Source organism: Psychrobacillus sp. L3 (assembly GCF_042945595.1).
In the GTDB taxonomy this organism is placed as follows: Bacteria; Bacillota; Bacilli; order Bacillales_A; family Planococcaceae; genus Psychrobacillus.
The window spans coordinates 2,231,804-2,254,859 of the sequence record NZ_CP168493.1 but is presented as its reverse complement, the minus strand read 5'-3'; the positions used below and the strand labels follow the sequence as shown (position 1 = coordinate 2,254,859).

Below are 23,056 nucleotides of genomic sequence, written 5' to 3'. Positions count from 1 at the left end.
TAGATGTCTACACATACCTACTTAACGGTAAAAGCTCTAACCAAATACATAAGAAAAAAATTCGATGCGGATACGCATTTACGCGATGTATATGTAAAGGGTGAGCTATCTAACGTGAAAGTCCATTCAAGTGGACATATTTATTTCACGTTAAAGGATGATTCTGCTCGTCTCACTTCCGTCATGTTTGCTATGCATGCAAAATCTTTAAAGTTTACCCCTGAAAGTGGGATGAACGTGCTAGTACGCGGCGACATTAACGTTTTTGAAGCGGCGGGACAATATCAGCTATACGCTTCCACTATTCAACCAGATGGCATTGGGGAACTTTTCCTAGCCTTTGAACAATTAAAAAAGATGCTTGAACAAGAAGGTTTATTTCACCCTAGTCGAAAAAAAGCACTTCCTTCTTTTCCTAAAAAGATAGGAGTTGTCACCTCTAAAACAGGTGCAGCTATTCGAGATATTTTAACGACGATAGAACGGCGATACCCAATTTGTGAAGTGGTTGTATTCCCAAGTATCGTCCAAGGTCCACAAGCTGCTCCCTCCATTGTGAAATCAATTGAGCAAGCTAATCGATTAGGTACAATTGATGTACTCATTGTTGGTCGTGGTGGAGGTTCAATTGAAGACTTATGGGCATTCAATGAAGAAATAGTAGCTAGAGCAATAGCTATAAGTCATGTCCCTATTATTAGTGCTGTAGGGCATGAAACGGATACTACGATCGCGGACTTTGTCTCTGACTTACGTGCACCGACACCAACTGCTGCTGCCGAAATGGCTGTTCCAAGTAAAGAAAATCTAATGAAGAACATTTTAGCTTATCAATCTACATGTTTACATATTGTATCGAAAAAGTTAAAAGATGAAAAAAATAGATACCAACGTGCCATGCAATCTCCAGTACTTGCCACTCCTGAAAAGCTATATCGACCCTTTATAGAGAGATATGTGCGTACAGAGGAACAGTTACAAAGAGAAATAAATCGCTTAGTTCGGGAAAAAGAACGAAATTTTTTACAACTAGAAGAAAGAAGACTTCAGCTATCACCACAAAAGATGATTGATCAACAATGGAAATCAGTACAAGCATTAACAAGTCAATTAACCAAAGGAACACTATCCACCTATGAAAAGCAACGGCACCAATTTATCGGCTCGATACGTACACTTGAAGCTCTGAATCCTTTGAAAATTATGGATCGAGGATATAGTATTACATATATAGATGGAAAAGTGGTGAAATCGGTGAAAGAAGTAGGAACAGGCGATTCCATTTATGTTACACTCCCTGATGGTCGTATTGAAGCAATTGTGCAACATGCAGAAATGAAAGAGAGAGGGGACTAACTGTTATGACAAAAAAAGATATTCCGTTTGATGAAGCAATGCAACAATTAGAAAATATTGTACGACAACTGGAACAAGGCGATGTGCCGCTAGAAAATGCAATTGAACTCTATCAAAAAGGGATGGAATTCTCTAAACTTTGCAGTGAAAAATTACAGAGTGCAGAAAAACAACTTGTCTCTTTCATCAGTGATAATACGGAAGAAGCTGGTAGTACAAATGAGTAATTTATTGCAATCTTTTATAAACACCAATCAACCACTTATTGAAAAAAAATTGGATTTATTAATCAAAGAATTAAAAGCGCCTACCGAGTTGAAAGAAGCAATGGCATACTCTCTTCAAGCAGGCGGAAAAAGAATAAGACCACTATATACACTTGCAGTACTCGAGGAACTTAACGTACAAAGTGAAGATGCAATCGTGGTCGCAAGTACAATTGAGATGATTCATACGTATTCGCTTATCCATGATGACCTTCCATGTATGGATGATGACGATCTTAGACGTGGTAAACCAACAAATCATGTTGTTTTTGGGGAAGCTCTTGCAGTATTGGCAGGAGATGCTTTGGTAACACTTGCTTTTGGAATTATAGCCCGATTAAATAGACTTACAGCGGAACAAAAAGTACAGCTGATTGACCAACTAAGCTATGCAGCAGGAGCAGAGGGAATGGTCGGCGGACAAGTATTAGATATGCTAGGGGAAGGGAAATATTTGTCGTTAGCTGAATTAGAAGAAGTTCACGTCAATAAAACAGGGGCACTTCTTTCGTTTAGTATTTTGGCTGGAGGAGTTATTGCAAATGCTCCAAGCAAAATGATGCAAGCTTTAAAAAGTTATGCCTTCCGTATTGGACTAGCATTTCAAATACAAGATGACATTTTAGATATTGAAGGAACCTCAGAGCAACTGGGGAAAACTGCAGGTAAAGATGCATTAAGTGAAAAGAATACATACCCATCCATCTTAACAATTGACGGGGCGAAAGAGCAGTTGCAAAACCAATATAATTTAGCGATAGAAGCACTTCAAACAGTAGGTTTGCATGAAGGTCTTCTTGTAGAATTTGCAAATTATATTACTAAAAGATCTAATTAATAGCGAATAATTTTGTTTTAAAGAAGATTATTGTTATTATAATAAGTAAAGTGTTATGAAGGAAATCTAATAGAAGGTGTGTGATGGCAATGGATTTAACATCAATTTCTAGCCCATCCTTTTTAAAAAGTTTAGATAATGAACAATTAAAGGAATTAAGTGAAGATATTCGATCGTTTTTAATAGAAAAATTGTCTGTAACGGGTGGACATATTGGACCTAATTTAGGCGTGGTAGAACTAACAATTGCACTTCATCGTGCGTTTAATAGTCCTACTGATAAATTACTATGGGATGTTGGACATCAAGCGTATGTCCATAAAATCTTAACTGGTAGAGCGGATCAATTTGATACATTACGTCAGTTTAAAGGATTATGCGGATTCCCTAAACGTATAGAAAGTGAACATGATGTGTGGGAAGCAGGCCATAGCTCCACCTCTCTGTCTGCTGCAATGGGAATGGCGACAGCGCGAAATCTACAGAAGAAATCGAATTACGTCATCCCAATAATTGGAGATGGCGCACTTACTGGTGGAATGGCTCTAGAAGCATTAAATCATATAGGACATGAAAAAACAGACATGATTGTTATATTAAATGATAATGAAATGTCTATAGCTCCCAATGTCGGAGCACTTCATAATGTGTTAGGAAAGTTACGTACACATGGAACGTATAACAAAGCAAAAGATGAACTAGAATACTTGTTGAAAAAAATCCCTGCAGTTGGCGGGAAATTAGCAAGCACAGCTGAACGTGTAAAAGATAGCTTGAAATATTTACTTGTATCTGGCGTCTTTTTTGAAGAACTAGGTTTCACGTATTTAGGTCCAATTGATGGACATAGCTTTGAAGCTTTAGAAGAAAATCTTAAGAACGCGAAAAAGATGAAAGGACCAGTCCTTCTTCATGTTATTACGAAAAAAGGGAAAGGATTCACACCTGCTGAACAAGATAAAATTGGTACTTGGCATGGAACTGGCCCTTACAAAATGGAAACAGGTGATTTTGTTAAGTCAACTTCTGTTGCACCATCATGGAGTGGGCTAGTTGCAGAAACTGCAAGAAAGCTTGCGAGAAATGATAAACGTATCGTTGCAATTACACCAGCCATGCCGGTAGGTTCAAAACTTGAGGGGTTTGCCTCTGAATTTCCAGACAGAATGATTGATGTTGGTATTGCAGAACAGCATGCGACTACAATGGCTGCTGGCCTTGCAGCGGATGGTATGAAACCATTTTTAGTCATTTATTCAACGTTTCTTCAGCGTGCATACGATCAGGTTCTTCATGATATTTGTCGACAGAACTTAAATGTTGTTATTGGGATTGATCGTGCGGGACTAGTAGGAGCAGATGGAGAAACGCACCAGGGCGTCTTTGATATTTCATTTTTACGTCATTTACCAAATATGGTAATCATGATGCCGAAAGATGAGAATGAAGGACAGCATATGGTAAAAACAGCGTTTGATTATTCGGATGGTCCAATTGCTCTTCGTTATCCTCGTGGAAATGGTTTAGGAGTCCCAATGGATGAAGAATTGAAATTGATACCTATTGGTACATGGGAAGTATTGAAAGAGGGGACACAAGCTGTCATTTTAACTTTTGGTACTACTATACCAATGGCTTTAGAAGCAGCCGCACAATTAGCACAAGCTAATATTTCTGTTGAAGTAATCAATGCTCGTTTTATCAAACCATTAGATGAAGAAATGTTACTTTCACTACAACAACGCCATATACCTATAATTACCGTGGAAGAAAGCATTCTTCAAGGTGGATTTGGGAGTGCTGTTTTAGAGTTTTTCAATGATCATGAATTGCAAGCTAATGTAAAACGCATAGGTATACCAGATATCTTTATTGAACATGGAGATGTTAATCAGTTATTAGATGAAATCAATATCACAAGCGAAGAAATTGTGAAGGTAGTAGAACATTCTATTGTTCCTTCAAATAGGTATATATCATCATGACCAAGAATCCGAAAGAACGAGTAGATGTCCTGTTAGTTGAACAGGGCCTATTTGAAACGAGAGAAAAAGCGAAACGTGCAATAATGGCTGGACTTATTTACAAAAAGGAAGAGCGAATAGATAAACCAGGAGAAAAGATAGAAATAGATTCTATTTTGACGGTGAAAGGGCAAGTGTTGAAATATGTGAGTAGAGGTGGATTAAAGCTTGAAAAGGCATTAGAACAATTCGATCTTACTATTCAAGACAAAATCATGTTGGATATTGGCTCATCTACAGGTGGTTTTACAGACTGCGGTTTGCAGAATGGTGTCAAACATGCATATGCCCTGGATGTTGGAAGTAACCAACTTGCTTGGAAAATTCGTCAAGATCCTCGTGTAACAGTGATGGAAAAAACGAATTTTAGATATGCTTCACCTGCTGATTTTGGAGAAGGGTTGCCTACTTTTTCCTCAATCGACGTTTCCTTTATATCTTTGAAACTTATTTTTCCAACTTTAAAAACAATTCTAGTTCCAAACGGCGATGTTATCGCACTCGTCAAACCACAATTCGAAGCAGGGAAAGATCGAGTTGGTAAAAAAGGGGTAGTACGGGATAAAGCTGTTCATTTGGATGTGCTGAATGAAATTTCCAGTTTTGCAGAAAGTCAAAACTTCCATTTAAAAAATGCTTCTTATTCGCCAATTACAGGTGGAGAGGGCAATATAGAATTTTTATTTCATTTAATCAGTGTTGAAAATGAAGAAGTGATACCTCATCAGATCGATTTTGTGGCTCTAGTTAATGAAGCACACGCTACATTAAAATAACGCGGCTCCTATATGGGTCGCGTTTTTTCTTGTACCTTTTTAAATGAAATGATAATGTATAAAGTAATTAGTATAAATATACAACGGGGTGACATGTATGAACAAAGGTCAAAGGCATATTAGAATACGGGATATTATTTCTAATAATGAAATAGAGACTCAAGATGACTTAGTTGATTTTTTGAAAAATGCAGGCTATAACGTAACGCAAGCTACAGTATCAAGAGATATTAAAGAATTGCACTTAGTGAAAGTTCCACTTCCTAGTGGTCACTATAAATATAGCTTACCTGCGGACCAACGCTTTAACCCGAGCCAAAAGTTGCGTCGAGCATTGACCGATGCATTTGTAAGTATTGACGGAGCAAGTCATTTTTTAGTTATGAAAACATTACCAGGAAATGCCCATTCCATTGGGTCATTAATCGATTATTTAGACTGGACAGAGATATTAGGAACAATATGTGGAGACGATACTTGTTTAATTTTATGTAGAGAAGAATCGGATTGCGAAGTTGTAAAAAAACGTTTACTCGAAATGCTTTAACCTAAATCACCAGCACCTATATGCGAGGCTGTCTAGGTAAAAATCCAATGTGAATTTGATAAAGAGGTGAAAGCCGTTGTTAAAAGAGTTATCAATTAAAAACTTTGCCATTATTGATGAATTAACAGTAAGTTTTGAGGAAGGACTTACTGTATTAACTGGAGAGACAGGTGCAGGTAAATCAATAATAATTGATGCTGTTCATTTGTTATGTGGTGGGAGAGGCTCTCAAGAGTTTATTCGACATGGAGCGAAAAAAGCAGAATTAGAAGGATTATTCATCATCACGAACCCAAAACATAATGTATTTCATAAAATGATAGATGTTGGTGTTGAAATAGACGAGGAATCTATTATTTTAAGAAGAGATATTAATGATTCAGGGAAGAGTGTATGTCGCGTAAACGGAAAACTAGTTACTCTTGGTATATTACGAGAAATTGGATCCTCCATTATTGATATCCATGGGCAGCACGAGAGCCAAGAACTAATGGATGAAAAGGCACATATTCATTTGCTTGATCAGTTTGCAGGCGAAAAGATAAGAAGCGTAAAAGAGTCTTATAAAGAGCTCTACTCCAAATATAAAAAGTGGAAAAAAGATTTAGCTACTTTAACGGAAAATGAGCAACAAATTGCGCATAAAATAGATTTGTATACTTTTCAAGTGGAAGAAATAAATGATTCAAATTTAGTTGTTGGGGAAGAAGAACAACTTCAAGAAGAGAAAAAGAAGCTCCAAAACTTCCATAAGGTCTTTGATAAAATGAGCAGTGCATATGAGGCGATATTATCAGAATCGAAAGGCTTAGACTACATCGGCACTGCAATGGCAGATTTACAAGATATCTCTGACGTAGATAAGAATATGCTGGAGCTAAGCGAAAGTGTCTCATCCGCGTTTTATATTTTGCAAGATGCTGCATATCAGTTAAAAAATGAATTAGATGAAATGGAATTCGATAGTAATCGACTTCAATATGTCGAAGACCGTCTTGCATTCATTCAGACACTAAAGAGAAAATATGGACAGTCTATAGAAGCCATTTTAGAATACAAAGAGCAAATTTTCAAAAGTCTCGAGCAATTAGTTAATCGAGATGAACAAATTCAAAAAACAGCAGATAAGATTAAGCAAATAGAGAAAGATTTAGAACTTGTAGCAAATGATTTAACGGATAAACGAAAAAATGCTGCCAAACAATTAAGCAAAGCAATTATGGAACAATTACAAGAGCTTTACATGGAAAAAGCAACTTTTTCTGTTATGTTCCATGAGCATTCTAAAATAACTTATAACGAGTATGGGATTGACGAAATATCATTTTATATTTCGACGAATGTGGGGGAACCACCAAAAGCCTTAACGAAAATTGCATCAGGTGGTGAGTTATCACGCATGATGCTTGCTCTAAAAAGTATTTTCTCCATGCATCAAGGGATAACATCGATCATATTTGATGAAGTTGATACTGGTGTTAGTGGACGAGTAGCTCAAGCGATAGCCGAAAAAATTTCCGGAATTGCAACTAATTCACAAGTTTTATGTATATCACATCTTCCGCAGGTAGCTGCAATGGCAGACCAACATTTAATGATTAAAAAAGAAGTATCGGGAAATAGAACATACACCATCTTAGAAGAAGTGATGGATGATCGACGAGCCGAAGAGTTAAGCCGTATGATGTCAGGTGCTGAAATTACGAGTACTACATTACAACATTCAAAAGAACTGCTAAAATTAGCTGTAGAACGAAAAAAAATATTGCGAAATGCTTAAAGACCTTGCTGTGTAAGGTCTTTTTTTTTATATCAATTATTTACCTCACATAGAGTTTCTTCTACAGGATATAGTAATTGTATAGGAGGTGAAATATGAAGCAAAGCTATCGTATATGGTCGCTAATTTCAATACTTTTCTTTACTTTTTTCTTTGCAGTCAATCCCGCTTTTGCACAAAAACAAACTTCCTCAGTAGTACCTTTAGGACAATCCATACAAATAGACCTTCAATACGGAGCTGTGTTTCTTAGTCATGATGTATTACTATCAGACGATTATTGGTTGCGTACTGGCGACTCTATCCAACAAATTAATTCACAAAAAGTCACGTCGTTAGCAGACGTTAAAAACCATGTGAAAGATAAAATGCTCATTATACATTATGAGCGAAATAAAAAGATGTATACAACAGAAATCACTTCGGACCAAATACTGAAACTTCTTCCATTTTTAAAAGATGCGACAGAAGGAATTGGTACTTTAACGTATTTAGATCTAGAAACTAACGAATTTGGTGCATTAGGTCATCAAATAGTTGATCATACTTCAGGATTGACACCCGATTTTTCGGAAGGATCAATTTATTTATCCTCCATTCAACAAATAAAGAAAAGTATTCCAGGGAAACCTGGTTACAAAATTACTTCTCATCAACAGAACACATCACCAATTGGTGGTGTGAATGAGAATAATGTATATGGAATTTTCGGCAAGTTGGAACAAAATGCAATTGACAACATTCCGTTGCAAGAAGTAGAAATTGCTGACAAAGAATCAATAATGACTGGTGAAGCAATTATGCGCACTTCGATCGATGGCGAAAAAGTTCAAGACTTTACAATCGAAATTACAACTGTTGAGGACCACCTTTTTCAGTTTACTGTAACAGATGAATTTCTAATTGAAAAAACCGGCGGCATTCTTCAAGGAATGAGTGGAAGTCCAATTATGCAACAAAATAAGCTTATAGGAGTAGTCACGCATATGTATGTAGATAAACCCAAAAATGGAGCGGCACTATCCATCACGGAAATGATGAAGAAAAATCCATGATAATTTAAAAAATAACGGGAAAACCTGAAAGGCTACACTTTTTATTAAGTGTAGCCTTTTTCTGCAAGTACCTATACAATAAAATAAAGAAAATTCGACAATGCTGTAGAAATGATTAATCTTTTGTCGGAATATAAAAGAACTGTATTCTAAAAGACTTATTTTTAACAAAAATAAAGGAAGTCTTCCAAAAATAGCGAATACTATCTAAGTGAAAAAATACAAAAGGTGGATGAGGGTAATGGAAAAAATAAAAATTGTAATTGTAGACGATAACAAAGATTTAATTCGAACTATGGATGCATACTTTGACAAACATCCAGAAATAGAAGTTATTGGAACAGCTTTAAACGGCAAGCTTTGTATAGACCTACTTGAAACGGTTAAACCTGACGTCCTATTGTTAGATATCATTATGCCTCATTTAGACGGAATTGCAGTTTTAGATAGTATACAGAAAAATGATCAATTAAATAAACTTCAAGTCATTATGTTAACCGCGTTTGGACAAGAAGATGTGATGAAACAAGCTGCTGAATTAGGAGCTTCTTATTTCATGTTAAAGCCTTTTGAGTTTGATCGACTGGTTACTCAAATTAAGCAAGTGGCTGGCAGAAAAGAAAGTGTGCAAGAATCACCTTTAAAATCAAATCCTGAAAAAGAAGCATTGCAAAATAAGCGCTTTATTGACAACATCATTACAAATGTAATTAAAGAAATCGGAGTACCCGCTCATATTAAAGGATACTCTTACTTAAGGGAAGCTATCCAAATGGTTTATTCCGACATTGAATTACTTGGTTCCATTACAAAAGTTTTATATCCAGAAATAGCAAAGAAATTTCAAACTACTCCTTCTCGCGTGGAAAGAGCGATACGTCATGCAATCGAAGTAGCATGGAACCGTGGAAACTACGAAACTATTTCTAAAATGTTTGGATACACTGTGCATCATTTGAAAAGTAAGCCTACTAATAGTGAATTTATCGCAATGATTGCAGACAAAATTCGAATGGAGAATATGGCTAGCTGATTCAGTCGTATCAAGGGTTTCAAGGGGATATAAAAATTGAGGACACAGAATCTATACCAACTAACTCCTTTCTGTATCCAATAAATCTAAATTAATAGAAGTTGAATATGAAACGCCTTTATTTACAAGTGTCCTTGCTTGTTAGTGGAGGTGTTTTTTGTTGTGTCTGATTTTGAGATAGAAATAGATAGGTTTATGTTGGATTGTTCGGCAAAGGGATTAGCGTCTAAAACAATGAAGTCATATGAACAGACATTGAAATTGTTTGCGAAGTGGTTAGATGTTGAATTCAATATCACGACACCTAACGATGTAACAGGGGAACATCTGAGGGCATATATGAGAAGTCTTTCGGAGCGTGGTAAATATGAAATGTCAACAGCTAATGAATCCGTCAACTATCCCGAAAGAAGGCAAGATTATGGAAAGAAAATATCTAATACTACAATTGCGAATTACACTCGTAATATTAAAGTCTTCTTCAGCCATTTGCATTTAGAAAAAGTCATTCGGAAAAATCCAATGAAAGCAATTAAGAATGTTAAACCAGAACGCAAAATGAAAGTCATGTTAGAAGATAACGAACTTAAACAATTTTTCAGAGCCTTTGATGTGACGAAGTTTGACCAATATCGAGATTGGATAATTGCTAGGTTAATTTTTGACACTGGATCTCGAATTGGTGAGTTACTTTCTATTGTTCCATCCGATATTGAATTAAGAGCAAATGCAATCCTCCTTAGAGATACCAAAAATAAGAAGCAGCGTTTTGTCTATTTCTCGGACAAGACTAGAAGGCATCTAAAGTCATGGCTTGATTTCAAAGATAGATATTCAGATTCGGAATTTGTTTTTTCAACTATACAAGGGAACAAATTGAAGCTAGAAAGTGTTGAGAGGTCATTTAGATTGAGAAGTAAAGATGTTGGGTTAGAAGTACATCCACATTTACTTAGAAATAACTTTGCAAAGCGTTATCTTATAAACGGTGGGGATCTGGCAACGCTCTCTAGGCTACTCGGTCACAGTTCTATTGAAGTAACCTCACAGATTTACTTAGATTTTGCAGATAAAGAAGTATCGAAAAAATATCGACAACATTCACCGTTACAGAATTTAGATATTTAAAAAAGAGCATAAAAAAAGAAGGCTAAGCGATTCACAGTCACTTTACCTTCAAAAACTAAATATGAATACTCCAGAAAAGTATTTAATGTAATCTCATTTTATCAAAAAAAGTGAGATAAGGCAAGGCTTATTTAAGTGCGCCTACTTTCCGGAAGTATTCGTTAAAATAGGAGCGAATACACATGACAACTACACTATTAAATATTGAATCTACATATAAGTCTCTCCAATCATTTTCATCAATTGAGGAAATGAATGCATCTATTAAGCAATTTAAACAACAATTCCAATCAGAATTAACAAAATCAACTAAAGAAGTATTAGAATTAATTTCACAATACGCATGTAAATTTGTCGGAGTGTGTTATTTATCTAAATCTAAAATAGCATCAACTCTATCTGTCTCGTATAAGACCGTACAACGTTCCTGTAAGCGTTTAGAGGAATTAGGTATATTTATTCAACATACAACGAAACGTGCAACAGGCGATAAAAGACAGTCGTCTAATGCTATTGTAATCCAAGCATATCAAGTAGGTGAAGTGGAATGTCCTACTATCATGTCCGACCAAGAAGCTTTCTCTAAAACTATTAAATCAAATAATACAGATGATACAAAAAAAGCAGATTCCTATGAGCTTGACAGTAAAGAATCATTAATTAAACAAGGGTTAGTAAATAAGTTACCATTAACATTACAATATGCTTTAGCGCCATTCTTCAAAACTGATGAACTTTATACGTTAGTTGGAACAATATACAAGGCTAAAGCAAGTATAGATCGCACAATCCAGTTAGATGATTATGAGGATGAATATAGACAATCCATTTTATCGGTTATCAACGCATTTAGACGTGGCAAAGTTAAGAATTTGTCAGGATTGCTTTATCATGCTATTAAATCCGCTACTAAAACTATTTGGATCAAACAAAGAGTAATGGCTGCTTATGGGATTTAAGAAAAGTATTATTTGATATTCTTATTAACACGCTTATACGATTGATTACGTACTAAAAAACGACTACTGGATTGTTATCTCACAGTAACCGTTTAGTTGATTATTTTTCATCTTTTGTGAATTGTACTATGTCAGATACGTCGCATTCTAAAACTGTGCAAAGTTTATTTAGTGTATCGAACTCAATCCCGTTATTTTTCTCGTTGAGTATCTTAGAAATTCCGTTCCTATGCATTCCAGTTGCTTCTGCGAGTTCTGTGATGTTAAAGTTTTTCTCTTTCATTGTTTCCTTTAATTTAATAATTATCATTTCTTATTACCTCCTAGTTATATCTGCTACTAATTATAACTAATAAACACTATAGTGTGTTGAAAATTAAAAAGTTTTTAATAAATTAGTTGACTTTGCACACTATGGTGTTTATTATGAGGATAGTAACAAGCACACCATGGTGTTCAAAAAGGAGCTAAGATAAGATGAGGAAAATTAGACTGGTACACACGGATTTTGACAATGTATCAAAAGAAAAGTTTGAATTTAACGAAGAAGGCTATTTAATAACTCAAAATGTCGCACTATCACGCAATGAGTCAGCAATCTTATACTATGTCTTTAATACAGCCGTTGTGGATGATGCCCAGTCAGTTAGTGTAAATGATGCTAATATAATCAATTTTGATATTGGTGGTGCTGTCGCTGAAATAGACATTGAAGAGTTGGCGAATATGACGTTAGCAGATTTAGGTCGAATGGTGTCAGAATGAAGGTGTTTAAAGCAGTCGATAATTACTTCATTGGAACAGGCGAAGGCACAATAGGGGATAGAATTTGGTTTTACGGAACATATACTACCTGTTTAGTGTTAGTGACAATCATCATAATTTAAGGAGGATATCACAATGACAAAAAGATTAAATGTAGAAATCAACGATGTGCAGTTTAAGGCTTTAAAGGAATTTGCAAAACGTTACAATTGTTCAATAGCGGATGTGTTGGGGAATTATATAGCTGACTTAACGCAGATTGAATCTAACGGATCTGACGAAAGAATACTTGCAAGAGAATACTTCCAGCGAACTCATTTAGCGTTTCAATATAACTAAAGTGGGAAATTCAAAATCATTCTGTAATACATAGGAGGAAAGTAAAATGAAGAACAAATTAATGGGTAATATTAATGTGGTATTTGGAAAAGAAACTAATCAAAGTAATATTGAATCCGCCGAATTAGAATCACCATACTTAATGGAAAGTCATTTCATTCAGAAGATAGAAGTTATAGTTACCAGTGTTAGTGGTGAAGTTGAAATATTAACAGGAATGGACTGGGATATTGTAATTGAAGATTTAATTGATGAAAATTATGTGAGTTTGATCGAGTAAAAGTTTATGGATATTTTAGAAAGGCAACATATTCGTTGACTTTCCAATTGCGTTACTGTAACCTATCAATTAAGCGTTACAGTAACCTGGAGGTTGGAAAAAATATGCACGGATTAGATTACTTTTGCATTATAAACAAAATTACATTAACAGAGTTATCGAATTACTTAGGAATAAGCAAATCGGCACCAACAAACTGGAAAAACGGCAGTAAAAACTTTCCTGATAAATATAAACGAATTTTATATGACTTGTTTGGGATTCCAGAAGATAAGTGCTATCTATTGGAAATTAAGGTTGTAACGATGATAGATCGAATTGAAATAAAAATAATCCATCAAGATATTTCGCTAAAGAACATATTTGCGAATGATGATATCGATGTAGAAATGAAAAAATCACTCGTAGCTATGTTTACTATGGAAATTACGCTTTTAAAGAATCAACTACGAAGAGAATTGTTAATTCATAGGCTAAAAAGAACTTTTGATTCAAGTATTTATATGAATATCGATAAAATATATAACCTGAAATTAGATAAGCTTGAAAATTTTATAGATGAGTTAGAAAAGTTTGAGGAAAATGATGAAATTAAACAGATATTCAGTAACTTTCAAATGAAAACTAAAATGTAGAAATTGTACATTGAAAGGGGGAATTGCGGAAAAAATAAAATAATACATACATATTTTGCACGAAATGCACCAAAAAAACATATAGAAAAGGATGATTAACAATGACAATGATGGGGAGATCCTTAATCGGTTTACTTCACATTTTCATCTAATAAATAAAGTCAGAAAATGAAGTAAATTCATAGCACTCAAGTTAAGTGTTTATCGATAAAAGCGTGTCATCAGAATAGATTGCTTAATGGTAAAGGAGGGGAAATTATGAACCAGAACAAATACTATGCAGTAAAAAGTATAGATTTAGCGAAGGCTTTAGTATTTATCACTGGACAAGATTATTATAAGTTTGAGGATAAAAAGAATGATGGGAAAAAAATACATAGCTTTAAAGATACAGATGTACTGCGCTCTGCTTTAACTGAAATTATGACATTAAAGAATATATATAAACAATAAGGGGATCAATTCAATATGATTAAATTCGATGAGGTTAAACAATGGAATATAACGAACTGGATGTGATAAAAATTACCGTTGAACATGGTTTTAATGGTTCAGAATTTAAAACGAAAGCATGGATAGATAGAGGTTGTTTAAAGCCTGACAGAACGCATGATGCGCTAATAGAGAAGTTGAAAACTATCTATAACGTTGTTGGTGTTGTTGGAAAAGGAAAGAAACGCAGATACATATTGGATGATAAAAAAGAGGTGCAGACACAACGAGATTACAATTACAAAGGTACACAATTAACAGAACATGATTCAATAATGAGAGAGTACATATTCTATCAACTTATCAAACTTTCAACTAGTAGTTTTTCATTCAAAGGATGGGCTGATAAATTACAGCTACCTAATTTGATTTCTGAAACGGCTAAAATCAACTATGTGAAGGGGATAAAGGATTTTTATGTAACAAAAGATGAGGGGATTTTTAATGCTCATGAAATAGTGCTGGAATGTATATCTAGTGTAGATAGTAGAAATATATCGGTGATTAGAAACTCATTCAGGTTGTTAGAAAAAGAAAAGCGTTTAAAAGTTGATGAGGTGTTCATTTCATCATTTAAAAATTATGCAAATAAGATCATCAAAGAATCAATCACAGAGGAAAAATATAATCTCATCATTGAATATATTAGGAGTATATTATCAGATTATGAACTTACATATTATGAATACATAAAATACTTACATAATAATACTGGTTCTGAAAAAATAGCAAAAGTTGCAGAACTAATTACTCTTCATTTGCAAAATGTATATGATGTTGATCGAGTTTACAAGTCATATAAGGTGACTGTAATTGATACTACTATCCTAAAAAATGTAACAGAGGAACAATTCAATATTGCATATTTTTCAAGATTAATAAAGTTGTCGAGAGATAAACAGAATAGAAAACAATACATAGGCTCGCAAACGTTTTGGAGAAGGTTTTACTATTTGAGTATGTTATTAATTTTAAAATCATCTTCTTATCAAATTGAAAATATTGAACAATTATTTGATGAAGAATATAAGAGTGAAGAACTATTTATTACTCATGAACTGGGGACATTTGATGAATTATTTGCATAAATAGTTTTGTCGACAACCCAAACCATTTATTAAAACATATAATACTAAATACTTTGGGTTGTCGACATTTATATTATCAAATTTAATCAATTTAAAAGTAAAAAATTATACGTATCATAAGCAAATCTTAATTTACGTTGATTTCAATTATTAGTAGATGAACACAATGAGCGTGGTAGCGAATTGTATGTTCGTCACTAATAATTGGGTACTTGAACTGTATTAGTAACATGGATAAAGGTCAAAACATAGGTGTCACGCCCACCCACGTTATTCCCTATTCGGTCATAAAGTTCCTAGCGTCGAACGCAAATAAAAATACTTTGCTTATCAAAAATATAAATATTAATACATAGAAGGAATATACATAGAAGAAAATTAAATAATCATTGGAGGAAAAACTACATATGCAAATAAATGAAAACTGTTACATACCGAGTATTGAAGCTGCTGATATTTACTCGAATAATAATCGTGGAAGAGAACTATTTCTTAATAAAAAGGGAATGCTTGCATATTCACTAGAATTGATGAAATTGCGAGAGCAAAAAGGGTTTGTTGAGTCCAAAACTAGAACAGGAAATCAATATTCTAGTGACATGATTAACGTAAAGTTTAACTACAAAGTGAAATCAGGTGAAGCATTGCTTGAAAATTTCAAGGAGAAACTTAAAAAACGTAAATCCGAAATTGCAGGGATAAATGAATCGTATGATAAGTACATAGCATTGAAACAATCCATTATGAAGTTAGAAACAGATGTTGATGAAATTGAAAATAAAAAATTGAACGAAAAGTGGAATGGGATAGGCTTAGATAATTTGAGAAAGGATCTGTATACAAAGGGTTTTACGATTATAGATAATAAAGGTAAAGCTCAAAAGTATGTTGTATATAAGAGGTCATCTTCAAAGTCGAGAAATGGCGAATGTCTTTTCATTAAAGAATCATTACATAAAAATATGATGAGATGGTCACGAATGAGTTTACCTTTTAAAGAGGGCGTAGGAGTTGATTTAGCAGGGTTATTAGCATATGAAAGCCTAGTCGGTTCAGCTATCGTTGACACCATTCAAATTGATCCTGCATCTATATTATTAGTTGATGATGTTGATAGTATTTTTAAAGAAACGGTAAATGTGATTAAAACTGTAGATACGCAATTAGATTCTGTGGTGGGAGAGGCTACTATTGAAAATAGTATTTGGGATGGTCAGAGTTTAATTTGTAAGTCATTGATGGATTCAGTCAGATTAGGTGAAAAAGGTTTTATTCTTTTGAGAAATCATTACTTTAAAAGTGCCGCCTTTTCTACTAATATTCAACTGTTTTTAAACGATAATTGCCCTCCAGATATTAAGTTTGATGATTGGTATTTAAATGATATGTTTGGAAATAAGATCCTTGCTAAAGACGTGAAGCTAATATCCACCCCAAATTCGTTGAAAATATTGAAATTCAGCGATGTTATGGATGTTGAGAGAGATAATATGAATAATAAAGAATATAAAAAAGCACAAAAGAACGCAATTTATCAACATTGGAAGAAAAAAGTTATAGTAGACGGTTCGATATTTGGAATTTGTAAGCATGAAAAGCCTTCTAAGCTAGGTGTTGATGATAATGGAAATCCTGCACAGGTAATGTCGTATCAGATGCTCAATAGTCTCCCTTTATCTTCAAAAGAGGTATTTGATTTGACTGAATTTCAACGTGATTACATAACATCTTTGAAAGATAAAAATGATATTTATACCAAGTATCTTGAGCGTACTAGTAGCAAAAGTAATGCAAATGCTATGTATGTTGCACTCTATGAGCAAAATGAAGAAATTGCTTTGACTCCGTTTTTTAAGAATTTTAAACGAACTAAAATTAATGCATACGTTAAAAAGGTGAAAAGTGGAAAAGTATTAATCAATGCCGCAGATTACTTGGTTTTAATAGGAAATCCATACGAAATGTTGCTTCATTCAGTAAATAAATTTGATACTAAAAATGTGAAATCAAGCAGTTTGAAAGGTAATCAAGTCTATTCAACTCTATTTGAATTTGATGAGGAAATAGTAGGATTTAGGAATCCACATTCTAGTGCATCAAATTTATTTTTAGGAATTAATACATACGATAAAAATATCGAGAAATATTTTAATTTAAGTAAAAACATAATTGCAGCAAATAGCATTGATGTAAGCCTACTAGACCGTTTATCGGGATCTGATTTTGACAGTGATTCAATCTTCGCAACAAATAACGAACAACTAGTACAAATAGCTGATTATTGCCAAGAAAAATATAAGGTGTGTGTAAATGGAGTGGCTGCGGATACAACGTCATATGTACTTTCAAATGAAGATATGAGTATTATAGATTGTACATTAGCAAAGTCGGCGAAATTTATCGGCAGGGTAGTGAACTTAGGTCAACTCGGCAATGCTATCTATCATGAGTTATCTTCGGTAGGTAGACATGATGATGCTCAAGAGGTAATGAAGAAGGTTGATGTTGTAACGGTTCTAAGTGGACTTACAATTGACTCAGCAAAGAGAATGTACAGAATAAATACAAAACTTGAGATTAGGAATATTGAAAAGTTTCTTCAAAAGTACATGAAAAAAGAAGTTGTATTAGATGAAGTGGGAAAAGTGAAAAAAATAAGACTGTTTAAGCCTCTATTTTTAAAGAGCATTGTCAAAACTACTAAAGTGGAAGAATCAAATAAGAAGAAAGTCTCTAAATATAATGCATACAATACTCCAATGGACTTTTTACCTCCAATAATAAAAGAAGTACCACGGGGGGGGGAAAACTTCATTTAATGTTGATTCATTCTTGATTAAGCAGGATAGTAAAGCAATCAACTATAAACAAATAAAAAAATTAACAGATGAAACAAAAGTATATATGAATGAGATTGGCAGCTTACATAAGAATGAAATGAGTGAAGAAGACTGGAGAGAGTATGATGATTTGGTCGCTAATTATAATAATAAAGTTGCAAAGTTGAAAATTAAGCCAGAAACTATGTACTCCATGCTCCATACTATGCTAGATAAAAAGGATGTAGGAGATAGTGACAAAGCTGAAGTAATGAATAGCAGATTATTAAATTCGCTGTACATATCACATACCGACTTATTTATCAATTGTTTTATTAAAAAAAGTCAGAAACTGTAGCAAATGTACTTGAAAATGTTGACATGTAAATGTATATAAACACTTGATATTGTGCCTATAGAATTTTGTAGAAAATAGATTGCTAGGTGGAGAGAGTACAAATATTCTTTTCATTTAGCATCTTTTTTTATCTACGGATATTAAAAATTGTTTTTCTTTTTGTGTTAGAGCTTTAACGCAGGGGGTATAGTTAGCCTTCGCCAAAAATAACTAATTGCAATGGAATTATGCCTCCAAGATACATTCCATAAATGAGAGTCATGTCTAAATTGATGTGACTCATTTTTTGAGTAAAATATTACATAATTTATATAAAAATAACAAAAATGAGAGGGAGAAAATAATGAAAACAACAACAGATGATAGATTAGAATTATATTTTAAAATTAAACGCAAGGGTTTGAGATTAAATGAGGTCAGTAAAATGATGGGTGTATCTCCGAGTTTGATATCGCAATACTTGAATAATAAAGTAAATATGTCACTTTATAACGAAACAGTATTAAAAGAATTATTGGATAAATAAGGATTAACAAGGGGAGTTATTAACATGGCTAACATTGGGAAAATAAAGAAAAATCAACAGGCGCAATTTCAAAATAAGGTGACTAAAATTGCTAAATACATAGATGGAATTGAAGTAAATACAAATGTAGATTTTGCCTATTACAATGGAATAGAACACGCTTTAAGCATATTAGAAGATAGGTCAGCCAACTACAAAGACTTTCATAAATTAACGTTTAGACAATGGTTTAAACAGTTATTTGCTTCAACTAATAAGAGGTTGAAATAATATGTATGCATGGAGTGAGCGAGTTGAAAATACTATGGCAGGGAATAAGGATGTAATTCCATCAAATTTTATTCCTTATGATTTTCATCAGGTGAAGTTGCATGTAGAAAAACCTTGTACAGTTTTAGTAAATAATGAGATTGTTCATGTAGAAAAAAATCTGATTATTTATATCAATGTGAATGACAATGGATTACTAAATAATAGGTTAGAAAACTATACATATATCGGATCAGACGGTAATGCATTTACACATATTAATGGCAGAATTGGTCAATTAATAATTATTGAACATGATGTTCCGTATTACTGGACTGGATTATTTCAGTAGATTAGGAGGGATTAAATTGAGACAAAATAGGATAGTAGTTTTGTCAGAAGATGAACTTGAACAATTAGTATTTAACGCTGCTAGGAGAGCATGTTCCAACTTATATGATGGATTGGCTCAACGTTTCTTCTATAGTCATGATGATTATTTGAAATCAATTGTTACTGAATTGGAATACTTAAATAGAAAATAATACATAAAAAATTAAAATTGATGGAGGAAGATTATGAATACATTTGAACAAAAAATTAAGGAATATGAACATACCGGTGAAATTTTAGTAGAATTAGATGAAAAAATTTCTGGAGCGAAATCATATATTGCCGCCCTTGAAAAGGCTAAGTTATATAACCAATTAAAACATGATACACTCACAGAAAAAATTAAAGATGATTATATTGAGATTTATGAAAATTTCAAGGACTATGTATATGATCTTCATGCTATGTTTGAAGAATATGGAGAAGAGTAATTGATTTTAATTATAGATTCTGACAGCTAGGCCGTCAGTATTCACTAAAATCTAAAATCATTGTTTTTCGCTAGTGAAAAATCGTAATAACCTATTTCCAATATCTAATTTAATTAAAGCAGTAAGGATAAGAATATTTATATAAAAGGTTAGATTTAATAGAAATACACTCAACAGAAATTTATATAAAAGATTTATAACTGTTTCGGATAAAGTTAAGAGTATATCAAAATTAATAGAACTATTTTTCATTGAGTTCATAAACAAAATATCTGAAAAATAAATTACAATCAGACTAATGGAAATAACTAAAATAACAATAGTGTAATTTTTAATAAGCTGATTAATATATTTCTTTAATAATAAGAATGATTTTTCATTCATGAGGATAAACATAGAGAAAACAACTGTGTATCCAGCCGTTATTTTTATTAAACCCAAAATAGAGCCGTCTAATAATATAAAAAGTAAGAAACTTAAAAAAATCGGAATTATCATTAGAATATATTTCACTAATATATATTCTGTGAAAAAATCTAACGCTGACACATCTTCATCCTTTTCACTATCATTATCATTATTACATTTAGCATCATCCAATTTCATAAAGCAATCTCCTCTCAAACTTCTAATTTAGTATATTTTCACTGGGAATATACAATTTTAACTATATCACAATACATGATAATGATATAACTAAGTAAGAACGAACACTCAATGATGGGAGTAGCATTTTGAGTTTTGGATGCTAATCTACAAATGGATTAAATTTATCAATCGTATAATAACAGCTGAATTTATAGGTTTTAAATATCGAAGATAGTCAAACAATACTATGCTAGCATATGTAAAAAAATAGAGAAATAGGTGATAAAATAGATAATGTGAAATGTGATAATTGTTATGAACTATTTACGATAAATAAAATTAAAAGTAAAAAAATCGGCATATATCAAGGTTATGATGTGCGCTTTAATTACTTTGCTTGTACTGGATGTAAGATGAAGTATTTTGTTGGTGTGAGTGAAAAGGAATATAACAAGTTGCTTGCTGATTACAGAACTATTGTGAAACGGCTTGGTGTACTTGTTAAGGTGAATGCAAATGATAGAAATATAGAAGAGATTGAAAAGTTACAGGATGACGGAGTTAAGTTGCAAGGTGAAATTAAAACTAGGCATGAGATGCTAAAGAGTATGTTTGAGTTGAAGTGATTGGAAATATGGAATGACTTTTCTGGAATGGAAGAATAATGGTATAATAGAATCAACTTATATACGAGGTGATTACCATTACTCTAAATGATGATTATAATGCAATGATGAGAGAATACGCAAAAAATATGAAACGTATTTCGGAAGCTTTTGGCGAGCAATTTAGACAGATTCGTGAGGCTCAAAATACAATTAAAACCGCTATATCAAGAATAGAATTTCCTAAGATAGATTTACCTGAAATTGAAATAGATTATAAAAAAATAGAAGCTTTAGTTGAACATAATTCATTATCAGGATGGACAATAACTGGGAAAATGAATCTTAATTTCTATTTAGATGTTAAGTTATTACAAATTAAGTCAATGCAATTAGATGAGTTATTCCTTAATTATTATGAATCAAACTCAAATGAAACTTATTTTATGGAGAAGTCAGTTATTTTAAAGGGAATTGATGATAGATGGAGAAATGTCTTAATTGATTGTTTTGATTTGTATGAATCAGAAAAATATGGAGTTATTATTCCTTTGCTTATTACGATTATTGAGGGAGAAATATCAGATATTGCTATGAGCAATGAAATTGGTAATCGCTTAATACGAGAGTGGAAAGGAAAGATATTAAGTGAGGAAGAGAAGTTTTTGATTATTATTTCTCATTCATTGATAAAATATCTATCAAGTAAGATGTTTGTTCGTAAAGATTTTGCTGAAGAACGTGGATCAATGTTAAATAGGAACTGGGTTTTGCATGGAAGAGACAATCCTAATTATTGGACTAAAGTCGATGCATTAAAGTTAATTAACGTTTTATCTACACTTCAGTTTATAAAAGATAAATAAAGGACTTATGACATGATATGTCGAATAGTAGTATTGTAGGGAGTAATTACAATATTATTGAGGAGAGGTGTTGTGGAGATGGACATTAATGAATTAAAATTAGATGAGGATATTTATAGTTATAGAGTTGAAGTTTTAAAGAAAATTAAAGAATTTAATGAACTCTTACTACAGATATCAGTTTTTACAAAACCCATTGTTAACAACAAAATAAGAGAGTTTTTAGAACAATTCAGTTCATATTTTAAAACTCACAATTTTACAATTGAAAGTCCTCAAGCTAGGGTTCGAATTGCTGAGAATGACTTACACACTATCAACCTTACACTTACTAATTCAGATGATAGTGGAGCTTCTTTTAGATTTGATATTCCGACTAAGTCTAAGTATCAAACTGTCGAAATCAGATTAAGTAAGGAAAGTGCACCATTGTTAGTATGGAAAAACAATTTAAATGATTTTGATGTTCAAAGAATATTGAATTCAGGGTACACCCACTACGTAAATTCATTGTTTTCTGTTGAAGAATTAGAAAAACTTATTAAAGGATTAGATGAAAATATTGAGTGGTATAAATCTACTGTCATTGATTTATATAAACTTGAATATACTTATGGGATTTACGATTCGGACGAAGAGTTTAAAGATTTTCGAGAATTTTTCGAAGATTATGTGTGAAATGTGGGGCTGCATCATTAAGTTGATGTGGCTTTTTATTATTCAAAATAAACCGTAAATTGTGAAAGTACTCCGACAACGATTATTAGTCAAAAGGAAGCAAACGAGATAATTAAATATATTATGTGATTCATTGTAGATACACGGTTTAGTGATGATTATTTAGTCATGAATTTTTGGTG

The 23,056-nt window shown here is 32.9% G+C and carries 29 protein-coding genes; 27 read left to right on the top strand and 2 right to left on the bottom strand.

The window, feature by feature from the left end:
• Positions 1–3 precede the first annotated feature (3 nt).
• From xseA to ACEPXD_RS11065, 11 genes are all read left to right on the top strand, one after another.
• Complete coding sequence (gene xseA, locus ACEPXD_RS11115; RefSeq protein WP_391116029.1) at positions 4–1,356, top strand: exodeoxyribonuclease VII large subunit; 1,353 nt, start codon at positions 4–6, stop codon at positions 1,354–1,356.
• Between the two features lie 5 nt (positions 1,357–1,361).
• On the top strand, positions 1,362–1,583 hold the full coding sequence (gene xseB / locus ACEPXD_RS11110) for an exodeoxyribonuclease VII small subunit (protein WP_391116028.1): 222 nt from the start codon (positions 1,362–1,364) through the stop codon (positions 1,581–1,583).
• Positions 1,576–2,460 carry a polyprenyl synthetase family protein gene (locus tag ACEPXD_RS11105; RefSeq protein WP_391116027.1) on the top strand — a complete coding sequence of 295 codons (885 nt, stop codon included), beginning with the start codon at positions 1,576–1,578 and terminating at the stop codon, positions 2,458–2,460. The genes xseB and ACEPXD_RS11105 overlap by 8 nt, the downstream gene beginning before the upstream one ends.
• Before the next feature lie 89 nt (positions 2,461–2,549).
• Positions 2,550–4,445 carry a 1-deoxy-D-xylulose-5-phosphate synthase gene (gene dxs, locus ACEPXD_RS11100; protein ID WP_391123182.1) on the top strand — a complete coding sequence of 632 codons (1,896 nt, stop codon included), beginning with the start codon at positions 2,550–2,552 and terminating at the stop codon, positions 4,443–4,445.
• On the top strand, positions 4,442–5,260 hold the full coding sequence (locus tag ACEPXD_RS11095) for a TlyA family RNA methyltransferase (protein ID WP_391116026.1): 819 nt from the start codon (positions 4,442–4,444) through the stop codon (positions 5,258–5,260). Before dxs ends, ACEPXD_RS11095 begins: the two co-directional genes overlap by 4 nt.
• Before the next feature lie 97 nt (positions 5,261–5,357).
• On the top strand, positions 5,358–5,807 hold the full coding sequence (gene ahrC, locus ACEPXD_RS11090; protein WP_391116025.1) for a transcriptional regulator AhrC/ArgR: 450 nt from the start codon (positions 5,358–5,360) through the stop codon (positions 5,805–5,807).
• Positions 5,808–5,883: 76 nt separating this feature from the next.
• Positions 5,884–7,587 carry a DNA repair protein RecN gene (recN, locus tag ACEPXD_RS11085; RefSeq protein WP_391116024.1) on the top strand — a complete coding sequence of 568 codons (1,704 nt, stop codon included), beginning with the start codon at positions 5,884–5,886 and terminating at the stop codon, positions 7,585–7,587.
• A gap of 95 nt (positions 7,588–7,682) precedes the next feature.
• Complete coding sequence (locus tag ACEPXD_RS11080) at positions 7,683–8,642, top strand: SpoIVB peptidase S55 domain-containing protein (RefSeq protein ID WP_391116023.1); 960 nt, start codon at positions 7,683–7,685, stop codon at positions 8,640–8,642.
• Between the two features lie 241 nt (positions 8,643–8,883).
• Complete coding sequence (gene spo0A / locus ACEPXD_RS11075) at positions 8,884–9,675, top strand: sporulation transcription factor Spo0A (protein ID WP_391116022.1); 792 nt, start codon at positions 8,884–8,886, stop codon at positions 9,673–9,675.
• A 162-nt stretch (positions 9,676–9,837) separates the two neighbouring features.
• Positions 9,838–10,803, top strand: a complete 966-nt coding sequence (locus tag ACEPXD_RS11070) for a tyrosine-type recombinase/integrase (RefSeq protein ID WP_391116021.1) — start codon at positions 9,838–9,840, stop codon at positions 10,801–10,803.
• A gap of 182 nt (positions 10,804–10,985) precedes the next feature.
• Positions 10,986–11,762, top strand: coding sequence for a helix-turn-helix domain-containing protein (locus ACEPXD_RS11065; RefSeq protein WP_391116019.1), 777 nt, complete (start codon positions 10,986–10,988; stop codon positions 11,760–11,762).
• Between the two features lie 100 nt (positions 11,763–11,862).
• Here the strand turns inward: ACEPXD_RS11065 and ACEPXD_RS11060 are convergent, their stop codons facing one another.
• Complete coding sequence (locus tag ACEPXD_RS11060; RefSeq protein ID WP_391116018.1) at positions 11,863–12,072, bottom strand: helix-turn-helix domain-containing protein; 210 nt, start codon at positions 12,070–12,072, stop codon at positions 11,863–11,865.
• A gap of 167 nt (positions 12,073–12,239) precedes the next feature.
• On the opposite strand from ACEPXD_RS11060, the gene ACEPXD_RS11055 reads away from it, so the two are divergent.
• From ACEPXD_RS11055 to ACEPXD_RS10995, 13 genes are all read left to right on the top strand, one after another.
• Positions 12,240–12,527 carry a hypothetical protein gene (locus tag ACEPXD_RS11055; protein WP_391116017.1) on the top strand — a complete coding sequence of 96 codons (288 nt, stop codon included), beginning with the start codon at positions 12,240–12,242 and terminating at the stop codon, positions 12,525–12,527.
• A 135-nt stretch (positions 12,528–12,662) separates the two neighbouring features.
• Positions 12,663–12,866 (top strand): hypothetical protein, encoded by a 204-nt coding sequence (locus ACEPXD_RS11050; protein ID WP_391116016.1) that lies wholly within the window; start codon positions 12,663–12,665, stop codon positions 12,864–12,866.
• Between the two features lie 46 nt (positions 12,867–12,912).
• Positions 12,913–13,146 carry a hypothetical protein gene (locus ACEPXD_RS11045; RefSeq protein ID WP_391116015.1) on the top strand — a complete coding sequence of 78 codons (234 nt, stop codon included), beginning with the start codon at positions 12,913–12,915 and terminating at the stop codon, positions 13,144–13,146.
• Between the two features lie 104 nt (positions 13,147–13,250).
• The gene (locus ACEPXD_RS11040; protein WP_391116014.1) at positions 13,251–13,781 is read left to right on the top strand and encodes a hypothetical protein; all 531 of its coding nucleotides are present in this window, start codon (positions 13,251–13,253) and stop codon (positions 13,779–13,781) included.
• A gap of 258 nt (positions 13,782–14,039) precedes the next feature.
• Positions 14,040–14,234: a hypothetical protein gene (locus tag ACEPXD_RS11035; RefSeq protein WP_391116013.1), complete on the top strand. Its 195-nt coding sequence runs from the start codon at positions 14,040–14,042 to the stop codon at positions 14,232–14,234.
• A 41-nt stretch (positions 14,235–14,275) separates the two neighbouring features.
• Complete coding sequence (locus ACEPXD_RS11030; RefSeq protein WP_391116012.1) at positions 14,276–15,361, top strand: hypothetical protein; 1,086 nt, start codon at positions 14,276–14,278, stop codon at positions 15,359–15,361.
• Positions 15,362–15,750: 389 nt separating this feature from the next.
• The gene (locus tag ACEPXD_RS11025) at positions 15,751–18,180 is read left to right on the top strand and encodes a hypothetical protein (RefSeq protein ID WP_391116011.1); all 2,430 of its coding nucleotides are present in this window, start codon (positions 15,751–15,753) and stop codon (positions 18,178–18,180) included.
• 13 nt (positions 18,181–18,193) lie between these two features.
• Entirely contained in the window at positions 18,194–18,538 is a 345-nt protein-coding gene (locus ACEPXD_RS11020) for a hypothetical protein (protein WP_391116010.1), read from the top strand.
• A 343-nt stretch (positions 18,539–18,881) separates the two neighbouring features.
• Positions 18,882–19,064: a helix-turn-helix domain-containing protein gene (locus ACEPXD_RS11015; RefSeq protein ID WP_391116009.1), complete on the top strand. Its 183-nt coding sequence runs from the start codon at positions 18,882–18,884 to the stop codon at positions 19,062–19,064.
• Between the two features lie 24 nt (positions 19,065–19,088).
• Complete coding sequence (locus ACEPXD_RS11010) at positions 19,089–19,334, top strand: hypothetical protein (protein ID WP_391116008.1); 246 nt, start codon at positions 19,089–19,091, stop codon at positions 19,332–19,334.
• Position 19,335: 1 nt separating this feature from the next.
• The gene (locus ACEPXD_RS11005) at positions 19,336–19,665 is read left to right on the top strand and encodes a hypothetical protein (RefSeq protein WP_391116007.1); all 330 of its coding nucleotides are present in this window, start codon (positions 19,336–19,338) and stop codon (positions 19,663–19,665) included.
• 16 nt (positions 19,666–19,681) lie between these two features.
• Positions 19,682–19,858, top strand: a complete 177-nt coding sequence (locus ACEPXD_RS11000) for a hypothetical protein (protein WP_391116006.1) — start codon at positions 19,682–19,684, stop codon at positions 19,856–19,858.
• Between the two features lie 33 nt (positions 19,859–19,891).
• Positions 19,892–20,137 carry a hypothetical protein gene (locus ACEPXD_RS10995; RefSeq protein ID WP_391116005.1) on the top strand — a complete coding sequence of 82 codons (246 nt, stop codon included), beginning with the start codon at positions 19,892–19,894 and terminating at the stop codon, positions 20,135–20,137.
• Positions 20,138–20,194: 57 nt separating this feature from the next.
• Here the strand turns inward: ACEPXD_RS10995 and ACEPXD_RS10990 are convergent, their stop codons facing one another.
• Positions 20,195–20,743, bottom strand: a complete 549-nt coding sequence (locus ACEPXD_RS10990; RefSeq protein ID WP_391116004.1) for a hypothetical protein — start codon at positions 20,741–20,743, stop codon at positions 20,195–20,197.
• A 278-nt stretch (positions 20,744–21,021) separates the two neighbouring features.
• Between ACEPXD_RS10990 and ACEPXD_RS10985 the strand changes: the two genes are divergently transcribed.
• From ACEPXD_RS10985 to ACEPXD_RS10975, 3 genes are all read left to right on the top strand, one after another.
• Complete coding sequence (locus ACEPXD_RS10985; RefSeq protein ID WP_391116003.1) at positions 21,022–21,351, top strand: hypothetical protein; 330 nt, start codon at positions 21,022–21,024, stop codon at positions 21,349–21,351.
• A 68-nt stretch (positions 21,352–21,419) separates the two neighbouring features.
• Positions 21,420–22,196, top strand: a complete 777-nt coding sequence (locus ACEPXD_RS10980) for a hypothetical protein (RefSeq protein WP_391116002.1) — start codon at positions 21,420–21,422, stop codon at positions 22,194–22,196.
• Between the two features lie 78 nt (positions 22,197–22,274).
• On the top strand, positions 22,275–22,874 hold the full coding sequence (locus tag ACEPXD_RS10975) for a hypothetical protein (RefSeq protein ID WP_391116001.1): 600 nt from the start codon (positions 22,275–22,277) through the stop codon (positions 22,872–22,874).
• Positions 22,875–23,056: the final 182 nt, after the last annotated feature.

Coding starts and splice junctions, on each gene's coding strand:
- xseA (WP_391116029.1), top strand. CDS start 4: ATGTCTACACATACCTACTTAACGGTAAAAGCTCTAACCAAATACATA.
- xseB (WP_391116028.1), top strand. CDS start 1,362: ATGACAAAAAAAGATATTCCGTTTGATGAAGCAATGCAACAATTAGAA.
- ACEPXD_RS11105 (WP_391116027.1), top strand. CDS start 1,576: ATGAGTAATTTATTGCAATCTTTTATAAACACCAATCAACCACTTATT.
- dxs (WP_391123182.1), top strand. CDS start 2,550: ATGGATTTAACATCAATTTCTAGCCCATCCTTTTTAAAAAGTTTAGAT.
- ACEPXD_RS11095 (WP_391116026.1), top strand. CDS start 4,442: ATGACCAAGAATCCGAAAGAACGAGTAGATGTCCTGTTAGTTGAACAG.
- ahrC (WP_391116025.1), top strand. CDS start 5,358: ATGAACAAAGGTCAAAGGCATATTAGAATACGGGATATTATTTCTAAT.
- ACEPXD_RS11080 (WP_391116023.1), top strand. CDS start 7,683: ATGAAGCAAAGCTATCGTATATGGTCGCTAATTTCAATACTTTTCTTT.
- spo0A (WP_391116022.1), top strand. CDS start 8,884: ATGGAAAAAATAAAAATTGTAATTGTAGACGATAACAAAGATTTAATT.
- ACEPXD_RS11065 (WP_391116019.1), top strand. CDS start 10,986: ATGACAACTACACTATTAAATATTGAATCTACATATAAGTCTCTCCAA.
- ACEPXD_RS11060 (WP_391116018.1), bottom strand. CDS start 12,072: ATGATAATTATTAAATTAAAGGAAACAATGAAAGAGAAAAACTTTAAC.
- ACEPXD_RS11055 (WP_391116017.1), top strand. CDS start 12,240: ATGAGGAAAATTAGACTGGTACACACGGATTTTGACAATGTATCAAAA.
- ACEPXD_RS11050 (WP_391116016.1), top strand. CDS start 12,663: ATGACAAAAAGATTAAATGTAGAAATCAACGATGTGCAGTTTAAGGCT.
- ACEPXD_RS11045 (WP_391116015.1), top strand. CDS start 12,913: ATGAAGAACAAATTAATGGGTAATATTAATGTGGTATTTGGAAAAGAA.
- ACEPXD_RS11040 (WP_391116014.1), top strand. CDS start 13,251: ATGCACGGATTAGATTACTTTTGCATTATAAACAAAATTACATTAACA.
- ACEPXD_RS11035 (WP_391116013.1), top strand. CDS start 14,040: ATGAACCAGAACAAATACTATGCAGTAAAAAGTATAGATTTAGCGAAG.
- ACEPXD_RS11030 (WP_391116012.1), top strand. CDS start 14,276: ATGGAATATAACGAACTGGATGTGATAAAAATTACCGTTGAACATGGT.
- ACEPXD_RS11015 (WP_391116009.1), top strand. CDS start 18,882: ATGAAAACAACAACAGATGATAGATTAGAATTATATTTTAAAATTAAA.
- ACEPXD_RS11010 (WP_391116008.1), top strand. CDS start 19,089: ATGGCTAACATTGGGAAAATAAAGAAAAATCAACAGGCGCAATTTCAA.
- ACEPXD_RS11005 (WP_391116007.1), top strand. CDS start 19,336: ATGTATGCATGGAGTGAGCGAGTTGAAAATACTATGGCAGGGAATAAG.
- ACEPXD_RS10995 (WP_391116005.1), top strand. CDS start 19,892: ATGAATACATTTGAACAAAAAATTAAGGAATATGAACATACCGGTGAA.
- ACEPXD_RS10990 (WP_391116004.1), bottom strand. CDS start 20,743: ATGAAATTGGATGATGCTAAATGTAATAATGATAATGATAGTGAAAAG.
- ACEPXD_RS10975 (WP_391116001.1), top strand. CDS start 22,275: ATGGACATTAATGAATTAAAATTAGATGAGGATATTTATAGTTATAGA.